The 22,679-nt window shown below is 68.5% G+C and carries 26 protein-coding genes; 16 read left to right on the top strand and 10 right to left on the bottom strand.

Going from position 1 to position 22,679, the window contains the following annotated elements:
* Positions 1-36: 36 nt before the first annotated feature.
* The 5 genes from CFB81_RS08555 to CFB81_RS08535 are packed head-to-tail and all read left to right on the top strand — an operon-like array spanning position 37 to position 4,277.
* Positions 37-939, top strand: a complete 903-nt coding sequence (locus tag CFB81_RS08555; RefSeq protein ID WP_089435069.1) for a CoA ester lyase — start codon at positions 37-39, stop codon at positions 937-939.
* Between the two features lie 8 nt (positions 940-947).
* Entirely contained in the window at positions 948-1,601 is a 654-nt protein-coding gene (locus CFB81_RS08550; protein WP_084044463.1) for a pyridoxal 5'-phosphate synthase, read from the top strand.
* The gene (gene metC, locus CFB81_RS08545) at positions 1,592-2,830 is read left to right on the top strand and encodes a cystathionine beta-lyase (protein ID WP_089435068.1); all 1,239 of its coding nucleotides are present in this window, start codon (positions 1,592-1,594) and stop codon (positions 2,828-2,830) included. Before CFB81_RS08550 ends, metC begins: the two co-directional genes overlap by 10 nt.
* Positions 2,824-3,468 (top strand): glutathione S-transferase family protein, encoded by a 645-nt coding sequence (locus CFB81_RS08540; protein WP_069620760.1) that lies wholly within the window; start codon positions 2,824-2,826, stop codon positions 3,466-3,468. The genes metC and CFB81_RS08540 overlap by 7 nt, the downstream gene beginning before the upstream one ends.
* A 20-nt stretch (positions 3,469-3,488) precedes the next feature.
* Positions 3,489-4,277 (top strand): glutamine amidotransferase, encoded by a 789-nt coding sequence (locus tag CFB81_RS08535; RefSeq protein ID WP_089435067.1) that lies wholly within the window; start codon positions 3,489-3,491, stop codon positions 4,275-4,277.
* Here the strand turns inward: CFB81_RS08535 and CFB81_RS08530 are convergent.
* The 5 genes from CFB81_RS08530 to CFB81_RS08510 form a co-directional block, all read right to left on the bottom strand.
* The gene (locus tag CFB81_RS08530; RefSeq protein ID WP_089435066.1) at positions 4,200-4,934 is read right to left on the bottom strand and encodes an autoinducer binding domain-containing protein; all 735 of its coding nucleotides are present in this window, start codon (positions 4,932-4,934) and stop codon (positions 4,200-4,202) included. The two genes, CFB81_RS08535 and CFB81_RS08530, sit on opposite strands and share 78 nt — an antisense overlap.
* 85 nt (positions 4,935-5,019) lie before the next feature.
* On the bottom strand, positions 5,020-5,451 hold the full coding sequence (locus CFB81_RS08525) for a hypothetical protein (RefSeq protein WP_089435356.1): 432 nt from the start codon (positions 5,449-5,451) through the stop codon (positions 5,020-5,022).
* A 59-nt stretch (positions 5,452-5,510) separates the two neighbouring features.
* A complete protein-coding gene (locus tag CFB81_RS08520) occupies positions 5,511-7,049 on the bottom strand; it encodes a DHA2 family efflux MFS transporter permease subunit (protein WP_069620757.1) in 1,539 nt (512 codons plus the stop codon).
* Positions 7,046-8,410, bottom strand: coding sequence for an efflux RND transporter periplasmic adaptor subunit (locus tag CFB81_RS08515; RefSeq protein WP_089435065.1), 1,365 nt, complete (start codon positions 8,408-8,410; stop codon positions 7,046-7,048). The genes CFB81_RS08520 and CFB81_RS08515 overlap by 4 nt, the downstream gene beginning before the upstream one ends.
* Before the next feature lie 9 nt (positions 8,411-8,419).
* Positions 8,420-9,919, bottom strand: coding sequence for an efflux transporter outer membrane subunit (locus CFB81_RS08510; RefSeq protein WP_089435064.1), 1,500 nt, complete (start codon positions 9,917-9,919; stop codon positions 8,420-8,422).
* A 103-nt stretch (positions 9,920-10,022) separates the two neighbouring features.
* Between CFB81_RS08510 and CFB81_RS08505 the strand changes: the two genes are divergently transcribed.
* Both CFB81_RS08505 and CFB81_RS08500 read left to right on the top strand, forming a co-directional pair.
* Entirely contained in the window at positions 10,023-10,859 is an 837-nt protein-coding gene (locus CFB81_RS08505; protein WP_089435063.1) for a helix-turn-helix domain-containing protein, read from the top strand.
* 120 nt (positions 10,860-10,979) lie between these two features.
* Positions 10,980-12,347 (top strand): glutamate--cysteine ligase, encoded by a 1,368-nt coding sequence (locus CFB81_RS08500; protein WP_069620750.1) that lies wholly within the window; start codon positions 10,980-10,982, stop codon positions 12,345-12,347.
* Between the two features lie 19 nt (positions 12,348-12,366).
* On the opposite strand, the gene CFB81_RS08495 is transcribed toward CFB81_RS08500, so the two are convergent.
* Positions 12,367-13,479 (bottom strand): 3-deoxy-7-phosphoheptulonate synthase, encoded by a 1,113-nt coding sequence (locus CFB81_RS08495; protein ID WP_089435062.1) that lies wholly within the window; start codon positions 13,477-13,479, stop codon positions 12,367-12,369.
* Between the two features lie 385 nt (positions 13,480-13,864).
* Here CFB81_RS08495 and CFB81_RS08490 point away from each other — a divergent pair, with 385 nt between their 5' ends.
* From CFB81_RS08490 to CFB81_RS08455, 8 genes are all read left to right on the top strand, one after another.
* Positions 13,865-14,275: a thioesterase family protein gene (locus CFB81_RS08490; RefSeq protein ID WP_069620748.1), complete on the top strand. Its 411-nt coding sequence runs from the start codon at positions 13,865-13,867 to the stop codon at positions 14,273-14,275.
* A 28-nt stretch (positions 14,276-14,303) separates the two neighbouring features.
* Positions 14,304-14,951, top strand: coding sequence for a hypothetical protein (locus tag CFB81_RS08485; protein ID WP_069620747.1), 648 nt, complete (start codon positions 14,304-14,306; stop codon positions 14,949-14,951).
* Entirely contained in the window at positions 14,948-15,499 is a 552-nt protein-coding gene (locus tag CFB81_RS08480) for a shikimate kinase (RefSeq protein WP_089435061.1), read from the top strand. Before CFB81_RS08485 ends, CFB81_RS08480 begins: the two co-directional genes overlap by 4 nt.
* A gap of 497 nt (positions 15,500-15,996) precedes the next feature.
* Positions 15,997-16,416, top strand: coding sequence for an organic hydroperoxide resistance protein (locus CFB81_RS08475; RefSeq protein ID WP_089435060.1), 420 nt, complete (start codon positions 15,997-15,999; stop codon positions 16,414-16,416).
* A gap of 67 nt (positions 16,417-16,483) precedes the next feature.
* On the top strand, positions 16,484-16,810 hold the full coding sequence (locus CFB81_RS08470; protein ID WP_089435059.1) for a DUF4148 domain-containing protein: 327 nt from the start codon (positions 16,484-16,486) through the stop codon (positions 16,808-16,810).
* A gap of 64 nt (positions 16,811-16,874) precedes the next feature.
* Positions 16,875-17,201, top strand: a complete 327-nt coding sequence (locus CFB81_RS08465; RefSeq protein WP_069620744.1) for a DUF4148 domain-containing protein — start codon at positions 16,875-16,877, stop codon at positions 17,199-17,201.
* A 72-nt stretch (positions 17,202-17,273) separates the two neighbouring features.
* A complete protein-coding gene (locus tag CFB81_RS08460; RefSeq protein WP_089435058.1) occupies positions 17,274-17,603 on the top strand; it encodes a DUF4148 domain-containing protein in 330 nt (109 codons plus the stop codon).
* 165 nt (positions 17,604-17,768) lie between these two features.
* The gene (locus CFB81_RS08455; RefSeq protein ID WP_089435057.1) at positions 17,769-18,485 is read left to right on the top strand and encodes a GNAT family N-acetyltransferase; all 717 of its coding nucleotides are present in this window, start codon (positions 17,769-17,771) and stop codon (positions 18,483-18,485) included.
* A 52-nt stretch (positions 18,486-18,537) separates the two neighbouring features.
* On the opposite strand, the gene CFB81_RS08450 is transcribed toward CFB81_RS08455, so the two are convergent.
* The 3 genes from CFB81_RS08450 to CFB81_RS08445 all read right to left on the bottom strand — a co-directional run bounded on the left by CFB81_RS08450 (position 18,538) and on the right by CFB81_RS08445 (position 19,597).
* On the bottom strand, positions 18,538-18,993 hold the full coding sequence (locus tag CFB81_RS08450; RefSeq protein ID WP_050012664.1) for a MarR family winged helix-turn-helix transcriptional regulator: 456 nt from the start codon (positions 18,991-18,993) through the stop codon (positions 18,538-18,540).
* 107 nt (positions 18,994-19,100) lie between these two features.
* Positions 19,101-19,229 carry a hypothetical protein gene (locus CFB81_RS36480; protein ID WP_256122098.1) on the bottom strand — a complete coding sequence of 43 codons (129 nt, stop codon included), beginning with the start codon at positions 19,227-19,229 and terminating at the stop codon, positions 19,101-19,103.
* Positions 19,226-19,597: a GFA family protein gene (locus CFB81_RS08445; RefSeq protein WP_089435056.1), complete on the bottom strand. Its 372-nt coding sequence runs from the start codon at positions 19,595-19,597 to the stop codon at positions 19,226-19,228. The genes CFB81_RS36480 and CFB81_RS08445 overlap by 4 nt, the downstream gene beginning before the upstream one ends.
* 575 nt (positions 19,598-20,172) lie before the next feature.
* On the opposite strand from CFB81_RS08445, the gene CFB81_RS08435 reads away from it, so the two are divergent.
* Complete coding sequence (locus CFB81_RS08435; RefSeq protein WP_069620740.1) at positions 20,173-21,636, top strand: MFS transporter; 1,464 nt, start codon at positions 20,173-20,175, stop codon at positions 21,634-21,636.
* Positions 21,637-21,703: 67 nt separating this feature from the next.
* Here the strand turns inward: CFB81_RS08435 and CFB81_RS08430 are convergent, their stop codons facing one another.
* Positions 21,704-22,597 (bottom strand): LysR family transcriptional regulator, encoded by an 894-nt coding sequence (locus tag CFB81_RS08430; RefSeq protein ID WP_069620739.1) that lies wholly within the window; start codon positions 22,595-22,597, stop codon positions 21,704-21,706.
* Positions 22,598-22,679: the final 82 nt, after the last annotated feature.

Below are 22,679 nucleotides of genomic sequence, written 5' to 3'. Positions count from 1 at the left end.
GCCACGCGCAGCCCCGCGCCCTACAGGAAACCACGCATGACACCGACGAACCGACGCCCTTCCCGCCTGCGCCGCTCCTGGCTGTTTCTCGCCGGCGCCGATCACGATGCGCTCGTTGACGGCACCGCGAGCGGAGCGGATGTGCTGATCCAGGAACTCGAAACCTTTACCCCGCCCGACCGGCGCCCGGCCGCGCGCGAACTGAGCGAGCGGGTGCTCGCGGGCTGGCGCGACGCCGGCGTGCTGGCCTCCGTGCGCGTGAATCCGCTCGACGCAGGCGGCATCGACGACCTGCGCGCCGCGATGCGCGGCCGCCCGGATATCGTGATGATGTCGTACGTCGCGACGCCCGAGCAGGTCGTCGCGCTCGACGAAGCCGTCACGCGCTTCGAGCGCGAATACGACATCGCGCCGGGCTCGACCGAACTGGTGCCGAACGTCGAGACGACGCTCGGCCTCGTGAACACGATGGCGATCGCGCGCTCGAGCCCGCGCGTGTCGGCCGTGCTCGTCGCGACCGAGGACATGGTGGCCGACATGGACGCCGAGCGCACCCGTGCGGGCCGCGAGCTCGACTACGTGCGCTCGCGCTTTCGTGTCGAATGCGCGGCGGTCGGCGTGACCGCGATCGACTGCCCGTACAGCTATGCCGACAACGAAGGCGCGGAACGCGACATGCGCGTGTCGCGCGGCCTCGGCTACCAGGCGAAAGCGATCGTCAACGCACAGTTCGTGCCGGTCGTCAATCGCGTGCTGACGCCGACGGCCGATGAAGTCGCCCTCGCCCGCCGCGTGATCGACGCGTTCGATCACGCGCGGCGTACCTCCGGTGGTCGCCGTGTGGCCGCCGCCGTCGTCGACGGCTTCCTCGCGGAAGTCCCCGACTATCTCGCCGCGCATCGGCTGATCGCCCGCGCGACGCAATTCGGCATCGCATGAGTGTCGCCATGGATACGATCGCCACGCGCCTGAAGGCGCTGAAAACCCTCGCGCATGCCGCGCCGCACGTGCCGGCCGACAACTGGGCCGCCACGCCGCACGCGCAGTTCGAGCGCTGGCTCGACGAGGCCGTGACCGCGGGCGCGCTCGAACCGCAGGTGACGACGCTGTCGACGGTCCGCCCGGACGGACGGCCCGATGCACGTTCCGTCGTCCTGCTGAACCTCGACGCGCGCGGCTGGCATTTTGCGGCGAACGCGCGCAGTCCCAAGGGGCGCCAGCTCGCGAACCGGCCATTCGCGGCGCTGACGTTCTACTGGCCCGCGATCGCGAGCCAGATCCGGCTGAGCGGCCCGGTCGAGCGCTTGCCGGACGCCGAAGGCCATGCCGATTTCGCGAGTCGCCCCGAGCGGTCGCGCGCAAGCATCCTGGCCGGACGGCAAAGCGAACGGCTCGACGATCCGGCCGATCTGACGCGTGCGATCGACGCGCAGCTCGAACGGCTGGCCGCGGATCCGGCGCTCGTGTCGGACGACTGGCACCTGTATACGCTGGCGCCGGACGACGTCGAGTTCTGGCGGGCCGACAGTTCGCGCCGTTTCGCGCGGCAGGCTTATCGTCGCGTCGGCGAGCGCTGGGAGCGGTGTGCGCTATGGCCGTGAAGCGTGACGAACCGCCGTCGCTGCCGCGCGACGGCGCACACGACCGCCTGCACGACGACACGCGGCTCGCGCACGCGGGCCGCGACAGCGCCGCGTGGCACGGCTTCGTCAATCCGCCCGTCTACCATGCGTCGACCGTGCTCAGCCCGACGGTGTCGGATCTGCTGAACCGCACGCAGCCGTATATCTACGGCCGTCGCGGCACGCCGACGACGGAGGCGCTCGAGCGTGCGGTGACGAGCCTCGAAGGCGGCGCCGGCGCGGTGCTGTGCCCGTCGGGCCTGTCCGCGTGCACGCTCGCGCTGCTGTCGTGCCTGACGCCCGGCGACCATCTGCTGATGACCGCGTCGGTCTACGGCCCGGTGCGTCACGCATGCGAAGGCGTGCTGGCGCGGCTCGGCGTCGAGACGACGTGGTACGACGGCAGCACGCCCGTCGCGGCCGCGCTTCGTCCGAACACGCGCGCACTGTACGTCGAGGTGCCCGGGTCCTACACGTTCGACATGCACGACATCCCTGCCCTCGTGCGGCTCGCGCACGCGCACGGCGCGCAGGTCATCGCGGACAACAGCTGGGCCACGCCGCTGTTCTTTCAGCCGCATGCGTTCGGGATCGACGTGTCGATCCAGGCCGGCACCAAGTATCTGGTCGGGCACTCGGATGCGATGCTCGGCACGGTATCGGCCAACGCGCGCGCGTGGCCCGCGCTGAAGCAGCTGCATGGCGATCTCGGACTGTGCGCGGGCCCCGACGACGTCTATCTCGCGCTGCGCGGGCTGCGCACGCTCGGCGTGCGGCTGCGGCAGCACCAGCGCAACGCGCTCGCGGTCGCGAGCTGGCTCGCGCGGCGTCCCGAGGTGCAGCGCGTGCTGTATCCGGCGTTGCCAGGGGATGACGGCCACGCGCTGTGGCGCCGTGATTTCCGCGGCGCGTCGGGGCTGTTCTCGGTCGTGCTGCAGCCGGCTCCCGCGCAGGCGATCGACGCGTTTCTCGATCACCTGACGCTGTTCGGGCTTGGCTATTCGTGGGGCGGCTACGAGAGCCTTGCGCTGCCGTTCGAGCTGGACGCACACGGTCTCGCGGCGCGCTGGCCGTCCGGCAGCCGCGGCGTGCGCCTGCACATCGGGCTCGAGGATGCGGACGACCTGATCGCCGATCTTGCGGCGGGCCTCGACCGCTACGCGGCTTGCGCGTCGATCGCCGCCTGCGAGGATGCCGCGCGATGCTGACCGTCTGGGGCCGCCGCACGTCGTTCAACGTGCAGAAGGTGTTGTGGCTCATCGGCGAGCTCGGCCTGCCTTACCGGCATATTGCGGTCGGCGGCGAGCACGGCTCGCTGCAGACGCCCGCGTTCGCCGCGCTGAATCCGACCTGCCGGATTCCGGTGATCGACTGGGACGGCGACGTCGTGTGGGAGTCGCACACGATCCTGCGCTATCTCGCCGCGCGCGTGCCGAACAATCCGTTCTGGTGCCGCGACACGTTCGCCCGTTCGCGCGCGGAGCGCTGGATGGACTGGTCGCAGACCACGCTCGAACCCGACGTGATGACCGGGTTGTTCTGGGCACTCGTGCGAACGCCGCCGGAGCGGCGCGACGAAGCGATGGTGCTCGACAAGGCCGCGCGCAGCGCGACGCATTACCGGCTGCTCGACCGGCTGCTGTCGACCCAGCCGTTTCTCGGTGGCGCGTCGCCGGGCCTGGCCGACATTCCGGCCGGCACGACGCTGTTCCGCTATTTCTCGCTCGACGTCGAGCGGCCGCCGTTGCCGCACGTCGAGGCCTGGTACGCCCGCCTGTGCCGGCGGCCCGCCTATCGCGAACAGGTGATGGTGTCGTTCGACGCGTTGCGCGGCCAGCCGGGCTGACCTTCTACCGACCATCCGACATGACGCACTTAGCCCTTCGTCCGATCCTGATCGTGCTGCATCGCGAACAGTCGAGCCCCGGCCGGATCGGCCGGCTGCTCGCCGCCCGCGGCCATCCACTCGACATCCGCCGCCCGCCGCTCGGCGATCCGTTGCCGGCGACGCTCGCCGACCATGCGGGCGCCGTGGTGTTCGGCGGGCCGATGAGCGCCAACGACGACGATCGCTGGATCCGCGACGAGATCGACTGGATCGGTGTGCCGCTGCGCGAGGCGGCGCCGTTCCTCGGCGTCTGCCTCGGCGCGCAGATGATGATTCGCCACCTGGGCGGTCGCGTGAACGTGCATCGCGACGGACGCGCGGAAATCGGCTACTGGCCGATCGCCGCGACGCCGGCCGGCCGGCGACTCGGTTCATGGCCGTCGCACGTGTACCAGTGGCATCGCGAGGGCTTCGAGCGCGTGGCCGGGCTCGAGATCCTCGCGACCGGCGAGCATTTCGAGAACCAGGCCGTTCGTTACGGGCCGCGCGCGTACGGTGTCCAGTTCCATCCGGAAGTGAGCTATCCGATGATGCGGCGCTGGAGCACGGCGGCCGCGCACAAGCTGACGGTGCCCGGCGCGCAGGACCTGGCGACGCAGGCCAGCGAAGGCCGCCGGCACGACCGCACGACGGCCGCGTGGCTCAGCGCGTTTCTCGACCGCTGGCTCGGCGAGACGCCGGCATCGGCGTCAGGTGGACACCGTCACGTCGGAGATGCTGATCAGTCCCCACTCCACCGCGCGCAGCACGGCTTCGTGCCGACGTGACACGTTGAACTTGCGACGGATGTTCATGAAGTGGAAGTTGATGCACGACTCGGTCACGTTCAGGATGTGGCCGATTTCCCACGAGGTCTTGCCGGCCGCATGCCAGCGCAGGCATTCGACCTCCCGCCGGCTGAGGCGCGGCACGCTGTCGGGCGGTGCGTGGCAGCGCGTGCCCGCGATCGCTTCGCAGGCGATGTCGCGCAACAGCGTGAGCGCCGCCAGATGCCGGTTGCAGCGCTCGCGCGTGGCGGCGAGATCGTCCGCGCTCGCGCACGACAGCATGCCGACCTCCCCCTTCGGGCCGCGCACGGGCAGCACGACGCCGCTGCGCATGCCGTATGCGGCCGCCGCTTCGTAGCATGGCCGTTGCCCGGCCAGCCCGAACAGCGTGTCGTCCCAGACGAGCGGCAGCGCCGAGCGGAAGCAATGTTGCAGCGTCGGATCGATGCGGTCGAATTGCCGCTGCCGGTACAGCGCCGTCCAGCCCGGCACGCCGCTGCTCCATTTGCGCGCGAGATCGAACGATGCGCCGGTAAACGGCAACACGATCAGCACGACCTTGTCGAATCCCATGCCGGCGGCCGCGTCGGTCATCCGCTGCCATGACGCATCCGTGTCGCCGGGTACCAACCATTTCAGACAATCCAGTCCTTTCATACAAGCCACCCCGTTTATTTGTTGGAATCTGCAATCAGGCGGACTTGCGCAACCGGTTCGAGGCGTTGCGCGCGAACGGGCCGCGCTAGACCGCCTCCATCAGGCGTCGCCGGCCGGCCTGCTTCGCATCGTCGAGCGAAGCGGTCACGTCGAACGGAATCCCGAACGCCTTTTCGATGCCGGCCGCGTTGGCGATGGCCGCTTCCCGCTCGTTCGGGTCCGGTTCGACCGACACGAGCGCGCGGCAAACCGCGGCGAGCGCGGCGCGGTTCTGCTTGAGCCACATGCCGCGTTCCTTGCGGTCGTCATGCTGCTCGTCGGGCCGGGCCGGCGGAAAGATCATGACAAACGGCTCGCCGTGCCGCATCAGCGCGTGCATGTCGTCGAGCCAGCGCTGCGCGTAGCCGCGGGATGCAATGGCATCGTTGCGGACGATGACGAGCGGAAATTCCGTGACGTCGAACACGGCGAGCGCCGCCAGTGCGGAGGTGGCGTTTTCAGCGTGGTGGGTAGGCATCGGGTCAATCTCCATCGAATTGAACAGCATGGGTCGGAACGGGCCGCGCGGTGCCCGCTTCATCGTTTCGCGGCGGCGCCGGGGCCGAACGGCGGACGGGCGAGCCACACCACCGCGATCACGGCGAGATACACGCAGCCGAGCGCGAACGACACGTCGTTGAACGAAATCTGGTATGCCTGCGCGTCGACCAGGTTGCCGAGCAGCGTCGCCGCGCGTTGCGGATCGCCGCCGCCGAGCTGTGCGAGTTCGGCGCGAACGGCCGGATCGAACTGGCTCAGGTGTTCGCTGAGCTGCGCGTGATGCAGGATCGCGCGCCGGTCCCACAGGAACGACGTGATCGACACGGCGAAGCTCGCGCCGAGCGTGCGCAGGAACGTCGACAGGCCGGAGCCCGCGGCGATCTCGTCCGGCTTCAGGTCGGACAGCAGGATGCTGTTGATCGGCATGATGAACAGCGCGAGGCCGAGGCCCTGCAGCAGCTGGATCAGCGCGATGTGCGTGAAGTCGACGTCGGGCACGAAGCCCGCGCGCAGGAACGACGACGTGCCGAGGATCGCGAACGCGCAGCACACGAGCACGCGCATGTTGAAGCGCGGCGCGTACTTGCCCATGAACGGCGTCATCAGCACGGGGATCACGCCCATCGGCGCGACGGCCAGCCCGGCCCAGAACGCCGTATAGCCGAGCGTGCGCTGCAGCCATTGCGGCACGATCACGTTGACCGCGAAGAACGCCGAGTACGCGAGCACGAGCGTCAGCGTGCCGGCCGCGAAGTTGCGATGCGCGAACAGCCGCAGGTTCACGATCGGGTTCGGCTCGTTGAGCTCCCAGATCAGGAACAGCGCGATCCCGAACGCGGCGACCACCGACATCACGACGATGAACGTCGAGTTGAACCAGTCCGCTTCGTTACCCTTGTCGAGCACGATCTGCAGCGCGCCGACGCCGACGACGAGCGCCGCGAGGCCGACATAGTCGACACGCGCGGCGACCGTCGTCTCGACGCGCGCGCGCATCTGCGCGAACACGCACATCGCGGCGAACACGCCGATCGGCAGATTGATCAGGAACGCCCAGCGCCACGAGTAATGTTCCGTCACCCACCCGCCGAACACGGGGCCCGCGATCGGCGCGACGACGGTCACCATCGCGATCATCGACAGCGCGAAGCCGCGCCGCTGCGGCGGGTAGATCGACAGCATCAGCGCCTGCGTGGTCGGGATCATCGGCCCGGCCACGAGACCCTGCAGCGCGCGGAACGCGACGAGTTGCGGCAGGTTTTGCGCGAAGCCGCACAGCAGCGACGCGAACGTGAACGCCAGCGTCGCCCACACGAACAGCCGGACCTGCCCGATGCGCTTGACGAGAAACCCGGTCAGCGGCAACGCGATCGCATTGCTGACCGAGAACGTCGTGACGACCCATGCGCTCTGCGTCGTGCTGACGCCGAAGTTGCCGGCGATCGTCGGCAGCGATACGTTCGCGACGGTGCCGTCGAGCACCTGCATGAACACCGCGAGCGCGAGGCCGAACGTCGTCAGCGCGACGTTCGACGGACGAAAGCCGGCGTCGGCGGCCGGCATCGGGCCGCTCATCGCACACGCTCCGCACGCACGGCCGCCGGCAGGTTCGCATGCACGACGTCGGCGATCAGGCTGTCGGCGCGCGCGAGCTCGTCGCGGTACACGTCGGTCCGGAACACCGGCGCATCCTGCGCGCGATGCGACAGCATCGCACCGCTGCGGTCGTGCTGGTCGACGCGCGCATGCATCGACAGGCCGATGCGCAGCGGATGCGCGTCGAGTTGCGACGGGTCCGTCAGTTCGATGCGCACCGGCAATCGCTGCACGATCTTGATCCAGTTGCCGGTCGCATTCTGCGCGGGCAGCAGCGAGAACGCGCTGCCGGTGCCGACGCCGAGGCTCTGCACGCGGCCCGTATAACGCACGGCGTCGCCGTACAGGTCGGCGGTCAGTTCGACCGGTTGGCCGATCCGCATGTGCTCGAGCTGCTTTTCGGTGAAGTTCGCGTCGACCCACAACTGGCGCAGCGGCACGACCGCGAGCAGCGGCACGCCCGGCGACACGCGCTGCCCGACCTGCACCGTGCGCTTCGCGACATAGCCGGTGACGGGTGCGACGATGTCGGTGCGCGCACGGGCCAGATAGGCGGCACGCAGCCGCGACGCCGCGGCCTGGACGTCGGGATGCGACGCGACCGCGGTGTCGTCGACGAGCGCCTTGCTCGTCTGGTGCTGTTCGCTCAACGTCGCGAGCGCGCTTTGCGCGGCGGCGTACGCGCTTTGCGCGGACGTCAGCGTGTCGAGCGCATGCGCGAGCTCCTCGCGCGAGATCGCGCCGGAGCGGCCGAGATCCTCGCGGCGCCGGTAGTCGGCCTTCGCCTTGTCGAGCGCGGTGCGCCGCGCGTCGAGGTCGGCGCGTGCGCCGTCGATGCTGTTCGCGAGCCCGCGCTCGTTGCTGTACAGGCCACGCACCTTGCGCACCGTGGCCGCGAGATCGGCTTGCGCGGCCGCGAGCGCGATCTGCGCGTCGCTTGCGTCGAGACGGACGAGCGGCGTGCCGGCGCGAACGAGATTGCCGTCGTCCGCATCGATCGACACGACGGTGCCCGTCACCTGCGGTGTCAGCTCGACGACGTTGCCTTGCGCGTACGCGTTGTCGGTGGATTCGTACCAGCGGCCGACGATCCCGTACCAGATGGCCCAGCCGACGATGCCGAGCGCGAATACGGCGACGAGCGCCCGCACGAGGTGCTTGCGTCGTGCGGGCGGCGGTGTGGCCGGTGCGGCGCCGCCCGGCGCCGGTTGTGTGCGGGCGTCCGACCCGCCTGGCGCGCGCGGCGCACCGGTGTGGTCGGCCGACGGGGGCTGGCGGGCATGGGCCGGATCGGCGGCTGCGGGCCGCGCGGGAGTCTGCAGGGTGTTGTCGCTGCTCATGGTTCGATGTCAAGGACGGTGGGAGGGAGTGGCGGCGAGCGCGACGTCGTCCGGCTCGGCGTGGAAGCCGCCGCCGAGCGCAGCGACGAGCTGCAGCGACTGGTCCGCGCGCTGGGCGCGCAACGCGGCGACTTCGCGGCTCGCGATCAACAGCTGCTGGCGCACGACGAGCGCGTCGAGGTAGCTGCCGACGCCGGCCCGGTAGCGCGCGTCCGCGAGCCGCCACGCATCGGTGGCGGCGTCGAACGCCTGCTGCTGCGCATCGACCTGCACCGCGAGCGAATGCAGCCGGTGCAGATCGTCGGCCACCTCGCCGATCGCGCCGATCAGCGTCTTGTTGTAGCTGGCGACCGCGACGTCGTATTGCGCGTCACGCTTGCGCAGCACGCCGCGCCGTTCGCCGCCGTCGAAGATCGGCAGGCTCACGGCCGGGCTGACGTTGTAGGTGCGCGAAGCGGCCTGGAACAGCGATGCGCCGCCGCGCGTCGCGAGACCGATCAGCGCGGTGAGACTCACGTCGGGCAGGAAGTCCGCGCGCGCGGCCGCGACGTTGCGGCTCGCGGCTTCCACCCGCCAGCGTGCGGCGACGAGATCGGCGCGCCGGCCGAGCAGCGCGGCCGGCAGGTCGGCCGGCACCGCGAGCGCGGCGGTGGGCAACGGCGCGGGCCGCACGAGCGCGAGGCCGCGATCGGGGCCTGCGCCGAGCAGGATCGCGAGCGCGATGCGCGCGCTGTCGATCGCCTGCGCCGCGCGTGCCTGCTCGCGCATCGCGGCCGCGACCTCGCTTTCCGCCTGGCGTTGCTGTGCGACGTTGTCGATGCCTTTCGTGACACGCTGACGCGTGAGCGACAGCGCTTCGTCGGCGCGCTCGTATTCGGCCCGCGCGACGTCCTGCTGATCGAACGCATAGGCAAGATTCACGTAGGCGCGCGCGACGTTGACGGACAGCAGCACGCGCGCGGCCCGCGCATCGATCCGCGCTGCCCGCGCTTCGCCGAGCGCGGCTTCCCACGCGGCGCGGCGGCCGCCCCACAGATCGAGATCCCAGCTCAGGCCGAGATTGATCTCGCGCGTGTGGCTGAAGAAACCGCCGCCCTCGCTCGCCGAGAACTGCGTGCCGGACGTGCGTTCCCCTTTCGCGCTGGCGCGGCCGACGAGGTGCGGCAGGCGCGCAGCCTGCGCTTCGATCACGAGCGCCTGCGCTTCGCGCGCACGCGCATCGGCGGTCGCGAGATCGGGATTGCCGGCAAGCGCCTCGTCGATCAGCGCATTCAACTGCGCATCGTTCAGCGCAACCCACCAGTCGGCGGCCGGCCAGTCGGCGGCTGGCGCATGCGCGAGGCTGCGCGACGCGGCGAGCGTATCGGCGCCGCGCAGCGTGCCGGCGGGCGTGAGCCCGTCGCGGCTCGCGCATGCGCCGAGCATGGCGAGTGCCACGGTGACGGCCATTCGCGACAGGACGCGCGACGCGACGGCATCGCGTGGCGGCGGAGCAAGTGCTGCATGCATCGCATTCCTCGGATTCGTTTGGATATGAATACGACACGCATTGTTGGACGCTCCCCGGCAAAGCTGATAATGTTGTTTAGACAAAAAATAATGAATTCCGGCCATGCCCATCCGAGACACCTCTCCCGTCCGCGCGGCGCAACGCGCCGACGCCGATCCGAGCGAACGCGCGGACGGCCCGTCGCTGATCGCCGTCTGGGGCGAGGACGACGGCAGCAACGCCTACCAGCTCGGCACGCGCGAGGTCGACTGGCACAGCCATCTGCGCGGCCAGGTGTTCTGCGTCGAAAGCGGGTTCGCGCACGTGCGCACGCCGCACGGTTCATGGCTGCTGCCGCCGCATCGCGCGGGCTGGATTCCGCCGGGCGAGCAGCACAAGGTCAGCATCAGCGGCGCGTTGAGCGGCTGGAGCGTCGTGATCGCACCGGCCGCGAGCCGCCGGATGCCCGACCAGCCATGCGTGATCGCGATCAGCGAACTGATGCGCGCGCTCGTGCGGCGCGCGGTGTCGTGGGCCGATCAGGACCGGCTCGACCTCGAGCAGGCGCGCATGAGCGTCGTGCTGCTCGACGAGATGCGCCGCGCGCCGCACGAACCGCTGCACTTGCCGATGCCGCGCGACCGGCGGTTGCTGCGGATCGCCAACGCGATCCTCGGGCAGCCGCACGACAGCCGGACGCTCGACGCGTGGGCCGAATGGGCCGGGCTGTCCGCCCGCACGCTGAGCCGGCTGTTCGTCGCGGAAACCGGCACGAGCTTTGCGCAGTGGCGGCAGCAGGCGCGGCTCACGCATGCGCTCGAACGTCTGGCGAACGGCGACAGCGTCGCCAACATCGCGGACGCGCTCGGCTATGCGACGCCGAGCAATTTCATCGCGATGTTCCGCCGCGCGTTCGGCGATTCGCCCGCGCATTACTTCGCGAAGCGCAAGCAGCCGTAATGCCGCGCGGCATCGCCCGGCCCCCTATCACCCCTGCCAGTACTGCGCGCGCATCGACGTCGCTATAGTCGCCGTGCGACCGGCCGGTCGGTCGCCCAATGTGACCTGTGGAGGGTGTCGATGTCGAATGCCGTCGGATCGGACAACACGCCGATCGTCTCCGAGCAGCAGCTCGCCGATCATCTCGCCGCCGGCTGCAAGCCGGCCGCGCAGTTCCGGATCGGTACCGAGCACGAGAAGTTCGTCGTTTCCCGCGCGACGCACGCGGCTGCGCGCTATGAAGGACCGTCCGGCATCGCCGAGGTGCTGGCGCGGCTGCGCGGCGACGGGACGCCGATCGTCGACGCCGGGCACACCGTCGGCGTGATCCAGCGCGACGGCGCCGCGATCTCGCTCGAACCGGCCGGCCAGCTCGAACTGTCGGGTGCACCGCTCGATACGCTGCACGATACGCACGCCGAACTGCATGCGCACCTCGCCGCGGCGCGTGCGGCATGCGATCCGCTCGGCCTGCGCTGCGTGCCGCTCGGCTTTCACCCTCACCTGTCGCGCGACGCGCTGCCGTGGATGCCCAAGCAGCGCTACGCGATCATGCGGCGCTACATGCCGCGCGTCGGCACGCGCGGGCTCGACATGATGCAGCGCACCTGCACCGTGCAGGTCAACCTCGATTTCGCGTCGGAAAGCGACATGGCGCGCAAGCTGCGCGTGTCGCTCGCGTTGCAGCCGATCGCGACCGCGCTGTTCGCGAATTCGCCGTTCGTCGACGGCCGCCCGTCGGGCCTGCTGTCGACGCGCGCCGACACGTGGCTCGATACCGACGCGGATCGTTGCGGCGTGCCGGCCCTGTTCCTGTCGCGCAGCTTCGGCTTCGAGCGCTACGTGAGCTGGCTGCTCGACAACGTGCCGATGTACTTCGTGCGGCGCGGCGATCGTTATGCGGACGCGACCGGGCACACGTTCCGCGATTTTCTGCGGCGGCGCATTCCGCATCTCGAAGGCGAGATGCCGACGCTGGGCGATTTCGCGGACCATCTGACGACGGTATTCACCGAGGTGCGGCTGAAGCGCTATCTCGAGATGCGCGGCGCCGATGCCGGCTCGCCGGCCATGATGGTCGCGCTGTCCGCGCTCTGGACGGGCCTGCTGTACGATCCGGCCGCGCTGTCGGAAGCCGCGACGCTGGCTGCCGAGATCGACCGCGGTACGCTGCTCGTGCTGCGTCGCGACGTGCCGCGTACCGGGCTCGACACGCCGGCCGGCGGCCGGTCGTTACGCGCGATGGCGGCCGATGCGCTCGCGATCGCGCATCGCGGGCTGCGCGCGCGGGCGCGTAACGATGCGGCCGGACGCGACGAATCGATGTATCTCGCGCCGCTCGACGACATCGTCGCCGGCGCGCCGACGCAGGCCGAACACTGGCTGGCCCGCTATCGCGACGCGTGGGCCGGCGACGCGACGCGGATCCATGACGAAGCCGCCATCTGAGCGCGTCGCGCCGGGCCGCTCACGCGCAACAGGCGAGCAGCGGCTCGTGCGCGAACTCGGCGCCGAGCGGCAGCGCATGGCCGCGTCGCCGTGTCCGCACGGCGTGCGCGAGCGTCTCGAACAGCTGCGCGGTATCGGCGAACGACAGGCACGCGTCCGTGATGCTCTGCCCGTAGCGCAGCGGCACGCCGGGCACGAGATCCTGCCGCCCTTCGATCAGGTTCGACTCGATCAGCACGCCGACGATGCGCGTATCGCCGGCCGCCACCTGCGCGGCGACTTCCGCGCCGACGGCGAGCTGGTTCCGGTACTGGCGGCGGCTGTTGCCGTGACTGACGTCGATCATCACGCGCGGCGCGACGTGCGCGGCCGTCATCCGCTCGCAGGCGGCATTCACGGCGGCCGCGTCGAAATTCGGCTCGCGCCCGCCGCGCAGCACGACGTGCGTATGCGGATTGCCGGGCGACGCGCTCGCGCATAGCCGGCCGTCCGCATCGATCGACAGGAAGCGGTGCGCGTGCGCCGCCGCGCGCATCGCATCGACGGCGACCTGGACATTGCCGTCGGTGCCGTTCTTGAAGCCGATCGGGATCGGCAGCGACGACGCCAGCTCGCGATGCACCTGCGACTCCACGGTGCGCGCGCCGATCGCGCCCCAGGCGACCAGATCGGCCAGGTAGCGCGGCGACAGCGGATCGAGAAACTCGGTCGCGGCCGGCATCTCCGTGCCGTTGACGTCGCACAGCAGCGTGCGGGCCGTATGCAGGCCGACGTCGATCCGGTCGCTGCCGTCCAGCAACGGATCGTTGATCAGCCCCTTCCAGCCGACCGTCGTGCGCGGCTTCTCGAAATACACGCGCATCACGATTTCCAGCTCGTCCGCAAAGCGCGCGCGTTGCAGCGCGAGCCGTGCCGCGTAGTCGCGCGCGGCGTCCGGATCGTGTATCGAGCACGGGCCGGCGATGACCACGAGCCGGTCGTCCGCGCCGTCGAGCACGTCGACGATCGCGCGGCGGGTCGCATGAACGGTGCGCGACGCGCGCCACGCCGGCGGCAGCGCGCCGGCGAGATCCGCAGGGGACGGCAAGCGCGGCACGGCGTCGCGGTTGGTCGTCCAGGCGTTTGCATGCATGGGGACTGCCCTCCTGTCGATAATGAACGGGATTTTTTACTACAGCGCGACTGTATTGAATGGCGCTTTCCAAGCGCAACTAACATATTTATCAGTTTCTCATTCATAACCTTATGAATGAGAAGAATAAGAGTCGGATTCGATAATCGAGGGGCCGGGTGCGAGCACGTTTGCGGCGTTGCGGGAGCCGTGTGTTAATCGGGTTTCATTCGAAAATGCGGATGTGATATTGCAGAGCGGAATGCAGGCTGGTGCGACTTTCCGCCACGCGTCGCTATTCGTTCTGATAGTGGCGGCTCGATAGTCGTTCGATTAATTTTCGGATGCCCGACAGGCCATTCGGGCTCGAAAATATAAATCAACCCAGTCATTGCGGAGAGTCACCATGTCGAAACGACATTACGAAACCCCCATTCACGTCAAGTATCGCGATACGGATTCGATGGGGCATGTGAGCAGCCCCGTCTATTACGACTACCTGCAGCATTCGTATCTCTGCTACATGTTCGACCTGCTCGGCCTGCCCCGCAGCGAGAAGCTGCCGCACATCATGGTGAAGACGCAGTGCGAGTACCTCGCGCCGGCGCAATTCGGCGACAACCTGACCATCCGCTCGAGCATCGTGCGCTTCGGCAGCAAGAGCTTCGATCTCGAACATCTGATGGAGCGCGACGATCGGACCATCGTCGCGCGCGGCGTGTCGACGCACGTGATGTTCGATTACGTGAACAACACGACGCTGCCGGTGCCCGACGAATTCAAGACGCGCGTGCTCGAATTCCAGGGATCGTTGTGATGCGTGCGCACCCGTTCGGGAGCAATACATGAGCTGCGCGGTGGCGCGCGCCCGGCGCCGGATCGGCGCGATCGTGGAGCGGCGGGACGATCGCGCGATCGTGATCGTCCGGCATGCGGCGCAGGCGTTGCTCGAGCCGGCTGCGCTCGAGCGGCACCGTGCGCTCGCGTACCGCCACGAGGACGAGCTCGAGGTGCTGCTGCAGCCGTGCGGTGGCGCGCACGACGGCGTGCGGACGCTGCTCGGCCGGCTGCGGGATGCCGGCGTGGCCGTGGCGCTCGATGCGGCGACGGTCACCCACGATGCGTCGCTGCTCGAATTCGCGAGCTGGGTCACACGATGTACGACGCACGACGGCTCGGCGACGGCCCCTGACGACGCGGCCGTGCCGGGCGGTGCGCTGCTCTCCGGGCTGGTCGTGCGATGGCGCGATCTGCACGGCAGGTGGCGGCGGACCGAGCGCGACGCCGAAGCGGAACGCACGCCTCGGACCATCGCGGCGGATGCAGCCGAGCACATCGCAGCCGGCGATCCGGACGAGCCGATACTCGGCGCGCTGCTCGACGCCGACGACGCGTCGACCGGTGCGGCGCTCGACACGCTGTCGGATGCGGTGCGCGCGCGACGGATCTGCCTGGCGACGCGGGCGCGCTGGCCGCTCGCGCGACGGTTATGAACACCGCCGTGGCGACGGCGGGCGGGCGCGCGTTTCTGGTCGGCATGATGGGCGCGGGCAAGTCGACGCTTGGCCGCGCGCTCGCGGCTTCGCTAGGCTGGGCGTTCGCCGACAGCGACGACGAGATCGAGCGGCGCACGGGCCGCTCGATCGCCGCGCTGTTCGACCTGGTCGGCGAAGGCGGCTTTCGGCTGCTGGAAACGCAGATCGTCGACGAGCTGACGCAGCACGCGAACGTGGTCGTGGCGACCGGCGGGGGCGCGGTCCTGAATCCGCGCACCCGCGCCCGCCTGAGCGAACGCGGCAGTGTGATCTATCTGCATGCGGACCCCGATGTGCTGTGGCGCCGTACGCGCGACGACGCGCGGCGGCGGCCGCTGCTGCAGGCGGGCGAGCCGCGGCAGACGCTCGCCGCGCTGTACCGGATGCGCGACCCGCTGTATCGCGAATGCGCGCATGTGCTGGTCGATACGACCGCACACGGCGTCGCGCGCGCAACGGCGGAGGTGTTGACGCTGCTGTTTGCGCGGATGAATGGGCCGGCGTGATGGCGCGTTCACTTCCCTGCCCTTCGAATTGGCCGCACGCTCGACGCCATACGCGTTTTTGAAACGGCAAGTTTGGATTCTATATAGTGCTATTGTGATAAGAAAAGTTATCCGGATAGAGGCATTGTTTTATCCAACTGCGTGTTCCGCGACAGAAGGTGCAGGTCATCAAACCACCGGAAAATCGGTTCCCTCGCGAGCTCCCGCCACGTTTCGACATTCACTCGCGGCGATCACCTTGCCGAGCGCCCGAACCCTATCGGCCAAGAACCACATCGGCGAAACCGCATCGTCTGGCTGGCGGCCGTGGCTCATTGGGGGCGAAATCGCCTGAAAGCCTTGCCAGGCAAGGCGCTACCCGTTTCAGATACATTGAAATACAAAATATCGTATGCGATTTAATCGAATCCGCTTGACGTGGGCGGTCGTCAAGTGGAAACTGCATCGCATGCGATCGAATCGCATCTGACACAAACCCCAAACTGACGGAGCAAACGATGAGCAAGATCGACAAAGTGCTGTACACGGGCAAGACGCATACGACTTCCGGCGGTCGCGACGGCGCGGCGCGCAGTTCCGACGGCCGCCTCGACATCCAGTTATCGTCGCCGGGCAGCGCCGGCACCGGCACCAACCCGGAACAGCTGTTCGCCGCAGGCTGGTCGGCCTGCTTCATCGGCGCGATGCAGCTTGCGGCGCGTGCCGAGAAGGTGACGCTGCCGGCCGATCTCGCGGTCGACGCCGAAGTGGATCTCGGCACGGCGGGCAACGCGTACTTCCTGCAGGCCCGCTTGAACGTGAGCATGCCGGGGCTCGAGCGCGACGTCGCGCAACGCATCGTCGACGCCGCACACCAGACCTGCCCGTATTCGAAGGCGACGCGCGGCAACATCGACGTCGACATCCGGATCGCCTGAACGTTGCATCGGGCGGCCGAGCGCCGCCCTCCCGAATTCCCGATTCCTTTGCCATCGAGGTGAAAAAATGAAGACCCAATTGATCGCTGCCCTGCTCATCGCTGTTTCGTCCGCCGTTGCCGCTCCAGCGTTTGCCAATGAAGCCGCCGTGACGCGTGCGCAGGTGCGCGCCGAACTCGCGCAGCTTCAACAGGCCGGCTATCCGCTGAACCGCGCGACCGACGCCACCTACCCGAACGATCTGCAGGCCGCACTGACGCAGATCCACGCTGACGATGCCGTCGCGGCCAACGCACCGGCTGCCGGCTACGGCAGCAACGGCGACGCCGCGACGCAATCCGGCCGCCGATATGTCGCAAGCGTGGCCGAGCGCTCGGTGTACTTCGGTCACTGAGCGCCACGCCGGTACGTGAACTCCGAGTCCTTTTATCCCTGATTCCATTTTGTCGAGGTGAATGATGAAAACCCAATTGATCGCTGCCCTTCTCGTCGCCGTTTCCGCTTCTGTCGCCGCACCGGCGTTTGCCGACGCAGCCGTCGTGTCCCGCGCGCAAGTACGCGCCGAACTCGTCCAGCTCGAACAAGCCGGCTACCGGCCGGGCCGCGCGAACGATCCGCATTACCCGGCCGACCTGCAGGCCGCGTTGACGCGCATTCACGCCAGCGACGCGGTGGCGGCCGATGCGTCGGCATCCGGTTACGGCAACGATGCCGCCGCCGCGACGCAGTCGGGCAGCCGCCCGGCGACGCGTATTGCCGAACGCTCGATCTACTTCGGCCATTGAGCGAACGCGCGGACGACGCCGATGGCCGGCGTGCGGCGCGCGCCCTGAATTCCTGAATCCCTGTCGAGGTGAATGATGAAGACCCCACTGATTGCCGCCCTCCTCGTTGCCGTGTCGGCCGCCGTCGCCGCGCCGGCTTTTGCCAGCGAAAGCACCGTCACGCGTGCGCAGGTGCGCGCGGAACTGGCCGCGTTGCAGCAAGCCGGCTACCAGCCGAATCGCCCCAACGATCCGAATTACCCGGACAATATCCAGGCGGCGCTGAAACGGATTCGCGACGACGGTGCCGTCGCGGCCGATACGCAGACAGCCGGTTACGGCAGCGATGCCGGCGGCGTCACGCAGTCCGGCAGCCGAAACACGCTGCGCACCGCCGAGCGATCGATCTATTTCGGACATTGAACGCGGTACCGCGAATTCGGTCGCTGGAGTCCGCCATATAAAGCGCATGCGATATAATCGTGTGCGCTTTTTTCATGTTGCCTGGGTCTGCGTCGACAGTGCTACCTGCCCGGCCCATCCAGGATTATTCTGTGCGGCATTCCATCTTCCACCAAGGAGCCGCCGATGCCGGACGCCGTGACCGGAAACACGACAGGCGATGCGCACGTGCTCGACCGGGTCGTCTGGAATGCGCTCGCGGGCCGGCAGCGCCGTTTTGCGCTCGGCGACGGCCGTGCGCGGCGGTTCCCGGCGGCCATCGCGCCGTTTGCCGCGATCGACGACACGAGCCCGGCGTCGTTCGACGCACTGCGCGGGCTGATCGCCGCACACGGGCCGGCGGCGCTCGTCACGCCGGACGAAATGGAGCCGCCGGCGGGACTGTCGGCGATTCGGCGCGCGACGTTGCTTCAAATGATTTGGCAACGGACGTTCGACCCGGCACACGAATCGGAACATGTTCCGCTCGGCGAAGCCGACGTGCCCGACATGCTCGCGCTGACCGCCGCCGCGCAGCCGGGCCCGTTCGGCCCCCGCACGTTCGAGCTCGGCCACTACATCGGCGTACGCAGCGAAGGCCGGCTGGCCGCGATGGCCGGCCAGCGGATGCAGGTGGACGGATTTACCGAGATCAGCGCCGTCTGCGTCGATGCCGCGTTTCGGCGGCAGGGGCTGGCGGCGCGGCTGATCCGGTCGTTGATCGCGACGATCGGTGCGCGTGCGGAAACGCCTTTCCTGCACGTCCTCACGACGAACCAGGTGGCGATCGACCGCTATCTCGCGCTGGGTTTCGTCGTCCGTCGCGAGATGCACCTGCTGGTGCTGGAGGATGCGCACGCATGACGACGCGGCCGGCGCGATTTACGCGCCGGCCGCTTGCGGTGCCTGGGGGTTTTTATGCGTCGGTCGACCGGATCAGGTTGCCGCGCAGCGTGACGATCGCCTTCTGCACTTTCGCGAACTCGTCCGGCTTCAGCCCGGTCGCTTCGACCAGGTTCATGTCGAGCCCTTTCTCGCGCACGCGGCGCCCGCTTTTCGTCAGGCTGACGAGCACCTGACGCTCGTCGGACGGATCGCGGTGCCGCTCCAGATAGCCCATTGCCTCGAGCTTCTTCAGGATCGGCGTCAGTGTGTTGGATTCGAGGAACAGTTTCTCGCCGAGCTGGCCGACGGTCTGGTTGTCCTGCTCCCACAGCGCAATGATCGTGATGTATTGCGTATACGTGAGGCCGAGCTCGTCGAGGATCGGCTTGTACGCCTTGCCGAACGCGAGGTTCGCCGAGTAGATTGCAAAGCACAGGAACTCGGACAGCTTCGGCGCGGCAGGCGACGGGGTTTCGGTCGGTTTCATGGACTTCCTCCAGCGACACGAACGGTCGCACACAACCGCATTATATATCGCATGCGATTTTATCGGAAGCATGATAATCGGGGCCGATCGGCTGACGCGCGAAGCGCTCAGCCCGGCTTGCGGCGCTTGCCGGTTTGCTGACGGCTCACCGACAGCAACGTGCACTGCACCGGATGCGCGATTTCGGTCGCGAGGCCGCCCGCGGCAAACAGCAGGATCATCAGCCAGCGTTTCATGCGTCCTCCACGACCAACAGGCTCGCGCCATCGGCGACCGTCGCGTCGAGCGCGTACGGATCGACGCCGTCGAGGCAACCGAGGTTGACGCGCCAGCAGGCCGGATCCTTGCGGGTCTGGTGAAACGGATAGACGCCGCAGCCGTTGCAGAAGTAGTGACGCGCGGTGTGCGTGTTGAAGCGATAGCACGTCAATGCGTCCTCGCCTTCGACGATCGTCAGATTGGCGGCGGCGAACATCGGGCTCATCAGCGCGCCGCGCCGGCTGCACAGGCTGCAGTTGCAGCGGATGGCCGGCGCAATGGCCGTCGTGACTTCGAATTTGACGGCCCCGCAATGGCAGGACCCCTTGAACCAGGTTGCAGACATGATGGACTCCGGAAGAGGTCATGCCTGCTTTATAGCGAACCCGCGCGCGGGCGGTGTATCGCACTGTATCGATGGTCGGCGCGGATACAGGACATTGCAAATCGGCGGCTCGTGCGGTCTGTCCAGCACGCGTTGTAACCGCTCGATTGCCGTGCGCGTGTTTCATGGAACGGCGTTCGTGCCGGCCGATTGAGCACGACCGTGTGGCCGTCGGCGGCGGTTGCGCCGGCGACCACGCAACCGGCGTCATGGTTTTCCCGGACCGCCGGATGGTGCGAGTGCCCATCGTTTTCGATACGCGCCCGCCCGCCACGCCGGCTGCAACGGCCTGCCGCGCGAATCCTGGCCACCGCGCGTGCCCTACCCTTTCTGCCCAGGAAACGAGGCTTGAGACATCCTCAATTATCACGTGCTGCCGATTTGCCCACCATGTGTTGGACGATCGGCACAGCCCGCATGGCCGGCGCTTGCGCGAGCCAGGCGATGCCTGTCGTCGCGCCGCGCAGCCGACGCGTTACGCCGGTCGCGAACGGCCAGAGCCTCGCGCCACCGCATATCGATAATCAGGAGACACCATGAACAGCCAATCCCTCGACCTCGACGGCCACGCGGGCGGACCCGCGTCCGCCCGACCGCCGGCCGCCTCCGCAGGCGCCGGCGTCGACGCAGCGGCCCTCCCCGGCCGCCGCGTCACGCTCGGCGATTTCATGGACGATCTGCCGGTCGGTGCGTTGCATCGATTCGTCGTCTGGGTGATCGGCATCGGGTTGTTCTTCGACATGTACGAGATCTTTCTCGTCAGTACGATCGGCTCCGCGTTGCAACACGAATACGGGCTGAGCCGGCAAAGCGCCGATTTCAAGCTGCTGCTGGCGTCCGCGTTCATCGGCATGTTCGTCGGCGCGATGTGCCTGGGCAGCCTGGCCGACCGTATCGGCCGGCGCAAGGCGTTCCTGCTCACGCTCGGGTGGTACAGCGCGTTCTCGCTGGTCGGTGCGTTTTCGGTGAATGCCGACATGCTCGTGGCATGCCGCTTCCTGACCGGCATCGGCGTCGGCGCGATCTATCCGGTCGCCGACAGCTTCCTGTCCGAAATCCTGCCGAAGGACAAGCGCGGCCGGCTCGCCGCGTGGGCCTATACGACTTCGTATGTCGCGGTGCCGCTCGTGGGCTTTCTCGCGCTGTGGCTGAACCCGCTGCATGTGGCGGGCGTCGCCGGCTGGCGCATCATTCTCGCGATCGGCAGCCTTGGCGCCGTGTACGTGCTGTTCGTCCAGCACCGGCTGCCGGAAAGTCCGCGCTGGCTGCTCGCGCAAGGCCGCACGGCCGACGCGCATGCGGCGCTGCGGCGTTTCGCGGAAAGCGCCGGCGTGCGCGTGCCCGAACACTTCGCGGAACCGACCGAACCGCAGCGGCCGCTCGGGCTGGGCGAGCGCATCGCGCTGCTGCGCCGCCAACCGTATGGCGCGCGCTACCTGATGCTCGCAATCTTTCACCTGTTCCAGGGTTTCGGCTATTACGGGTTCGGCACGCTGGCCGGCACGGTCGTGAAGAGCCGCGGCTTCGACGTGACGGACAGCACGCTGTTCATCGCACTATCGTTCATCGGCTACCCGATCGGCTCGCTGTTGTCGATTCCGCTGCTCAACTGGATCGAGCGCCGCACGCTCGTGATCGTATCGATCCTGTCGATCGCGGTGTTCGGGCTGTGCTTCGCGTATTCGGGCAATACCGTGCTGATCGTCGGCTTCGGGTTCCTGACGACGTGCGCGTCGAACGTGTTCAGCAACGCGTATCACGTGTACCAGGCCGAGATCTTCCCGGCGCGCGTGCGCTCGACTGCGATCGGCAGCACCTATGCGCTGTCGCGCATCGTCAGCGGCGCGCTGCCGTTCGTGTTGCTGCCGGTACTCGTCAATTACGGCGCGGGCGCGATGTTCGGCGTGATCTCGGCCGCGCTCGGGATCGTCGCCGTCACGCTGCGCGTGCTGGGGCCGCTGACCACGCGGCGCAGCCAGGATGAGATCAATCCGGTTTGACGCGGCGATCGGCGCGGAGCGCACGGGCGCATGCCCGTGCGTCGCCGCTTCATCGCATCCCTCGCATTCACCGCGCCGACATGAAATCGAACAGCTTCGCGACGTCGGTCGTCAGCACCGTGTCGGCTTTCACGCCGACCCACAGCGTGCGCGTCGCCCACGTGTCGTCGAGCGTCACGACACCGAGCCGCGCCGCGCGCTCGCGGGTCACCGCGTCGCGCGGCAGCACGCCGATGCCGAGGCCGGCCTCGATCATCCGGCTCACGCCGTCGAAATTCGATACCTGGATCCGCAGCTTCAGCGAGCGCTCGGCCGCGAACGCGGCGTCGGTCATCCGTGCGAGCAGCGAGCTGCCGTCGCTCAATCCCACGTAATCCTCGTCGAGCGTATCCGCGAAGCGGATGCTGTCCCGCGCGGCGAACCGGTGCGTGCGCGGCACGAGCAGCACGAGCTCGTCGCGCCGGTACAGCCGCCGGTCGATGCCGGGCGCCGGCACGTTGTCGGCGAATACGCCGAGATCGGCCTTGCCCGACGCGAGCGCGTCGACGATCTCGTGGCTCAGCCGCTCCTCGAGACTGACCTTGATGCCGGGGTTGTCGGTGAGGAACGCGGCAAGATCGGCGGGCAGGAACTGCACGATCGCGGACGTGTTGGTCCACACGTGGATATGGCCGCGCACGCCGGCGACGTAGTCGCTCATCTCGTGCGCCATCCGGTTCACTTGCTCGATCACTTTCGCCGCATGATCGAGCAGCGCGCGCCCCGCGGGCGTCAGCTCGACGCCGCGCGCATGCCGGACGAACAGCGCGCTGCCGGTCACGCTTTCGAGTTCGGCGATGCGCTTGCTGACCGCGGACAGCGTGAGCTGGCCGTGTTCGGCGGCCCGCGTCAGGCTGCCGTGCTCGGCGACGAGCGCGAACACGCGCAGCGACTGCAGATCGAAATGAAGCGGGTTCACCATGTCGGGATCCTGGAGGGCCGTGCGGATATGCGGTCAGCGCGCCGGCCTGACGCCGATCATACGCCGGGCCTTGCGCGGGCGA

The organism is Burkholderia sp. AU28863, assembly GCF_002223195.1.
GTDB lineage: Bacteria > Pseudomonadota > Gammaproteobacteria > Burkholderiales > Burkholderiaceae > Burkholderia > Burkholderia sola.
This window is presented reverse-complemented; position numbering and strand designations above follow the sequence as displayed.

What these genes read in the sequence shown, in the direction of transcription:
- CFB81_RS08535 (WP_089435067.1), top strand. Translation starts at nt 3,489, where the DNA reads ATGACGCACTTAGCCCTTCGTCCGATCCTGATCGTGCTGCATCGCGAA.
- CFB81_RS36480 (WP_256122098.1), bottom strand. Translation starts at nt 19,229, where the DNA reads ATGAAACGCTGGCTGATGATCCTGCTGTTTGCCGCGGGCGGCCTCGCG.
- CFB81_RS08515 (WP_089435065.1), bottom strand. Translation starts at nt 8,410, where the DNA reads ATGAGCAGCGACAACACCCTGCAGACTCCCGCGCGGCCCGCAGCCGCC.
- CFB81_RS08445 (WP_089435056.1), bottom strand. Translation starts at nt 19,597, where the DNA reads ATGTCTGCAACCTGGTTCAAGGGGTCCTGCCATTGCGGGGCCGTCAAA.
- metC (WP_089435068.1), top strand. Translation starts at nt 1,592, where the DNA reads ATGGCCGTGAAGCGTGACGAACCGCCGTCGCTGCCGCGCGACGGCGCA.
- CFB81_RS08460 (WP_089435058.1), top strand. Translation starts at nt 17,274, where the DNA reads ATGATGAAGACCCCACTGATTGCCGCCCTCCTCGTTGCCGTGTCGGCC.
- CFB81_RS08505 (WP_089435063.1), top strand. Translation starts at nt 10,023, where the DNA reads ATGCCCATCCGAGACACCTCTCCCGTCCGCGCGGCGCAACGCGCCGAC.
- CFB81_RS08510 (WP_089435064.1), bottom strand. Translation starts at nt 9,919, where the DNA reads ATGCATGCAGCACTTGCTCCGCCGCCACGCGATGCCGTCGCGTCGCGC.
- CFB81_RS08450 (WP_050012664.1), bottom strand. Translation starts at nt 18,993, where the DNA reads ATGAAACCGACCGAAACCCCGTCGCCTGCCGCGCCGAAGCTGTCCGAG.
- CFB81_RS08540 (WP_069620760.1), top strand. Translation starts at nt 2,824, where the DNA reads ATGCTGACCGTCTGGGGCCGCCGCACGTCGTTCAACGTGCAGAAGGTG.
- CFB81_RS08470 (WP_089435059.1), top strand. Translation starts at nt 16,484, where the DNA reads ATGAAGACCCAATTGATCGCTGCCCTGCTCATCGCTGTTTCGTCCGCC.
- CFB81_RS08490 (WP_069620748.1), top strand. Translation starts at nt 13,865, where the DNA reads ATGTCGAAACGACATTACGAAACCCCCATTCACGTCAAGTATCGCGAT.
- CFB81_RS08495 (WP_089435062.1), bottom strand. Translation starts at nt 13,479, where the DNA reads ATGCATGCAAACGCCTGGACGACCAACCGCGACGCCGTGCCGCGCTTG.
- CFB81_RS08465 (WP_069620744.1), top strand. Translation starts at nt 16,875, where the DNA reads ATGAAAACCCAATTGATCGCTGCCCTTCTCGTCGCCGTTTCCGCTTCT.
- CFB81_RS08525 (WP_089435356.1), bottom strand. Translation starts at nt 5,451, where the DNA reads ATGCCTACCCACCACGCTGAAAACGCCACCTCCGCACTGGCGGCGCTC.
- CFB81_RS08435 (WP_069620740.1), top strand. Translation starts at nt 20,173, where the DNA reads ATGAACAGCCAATCCCTCGACCTCGACGGCCACGCGGGCGGACCCGCG.
- CFB81_RS08430 (WP_069620739.1), bottom strand. Translation starts at nt 22,597, where the DNA reads ATGGTGAACCCGCTTCATTTCGATCTGCAGTCGCTGCGCGTGTTCGCG.
- CFB81_RS08455 (WP_089435057.1), top strand. Translation starts at nt 17,769, where the DNA reads ATGCCGGACGCCGTGACCGGAAACACGACAGGCGATGCGCACGTGCTC.
- CFB81_RS08555 (WP_089435069.1), top strand. Translation starts at nt 37, where the DNA reads ATGACACCGACGAACCGACGCCCTTCCCGCCTGCGCCGCTCCTGGCTG.
- CFB81_RS08485 (WP_069620747.1), top strand. Translation starts at nt 14,304, where the DNA reads ATGAGCTGCGCGGTGGCGCGCGCCCGGCGCCGGATCGGCGCGATCGTG.
- CFB81_RS08530 (WP_089435066.1), bottom strand. Translation starts at nt 4,934, where the DNA reads ATGAAAGGACTGGATTGTCTGAAATGGTTGGTACCCGGCGACACGGAT.
- CFB81_RS08550 (WP_084044463.1), top strand. Translation starts at nt 948, where the DNA reads ATGGATACGATCGCCACGCGCCTGAAGGCGCTGAAAACCCTCGCGCAT.
- CFB81_RS08480 (WP_089435061.1), top strand. Translation starts at nt 14,948, where the DNA reads ATGAACACCGCCGTGGCGACGGCGGGCGGGCGCGCGTTTCTGGTCGGC.
- CFB81_RS08520 (WP_069620757.1), bottom strand. Translation starts at nt 7,049, where the DNA reads ATGAGCGGCCCGATGCCGGCCGCCGACGCCGGCTTTCGTCCGTCGAAC.
- CFB81_RS08475 (WP_089435060.1), top strand. Translation starts at nt 15,997, where the DNA reads ATGAGCAAGATCGACAAAGTGCTGTACACGGGCAAGACGCATACGACT.
- CFB81_RS08500 (WP_069620750.1), top strand. Translation starts at nt 10,980, where the DNA reads ATGTCGAATGCCGTCGGATCGGACAACACGCCGATCGTCTCCGAGCAG.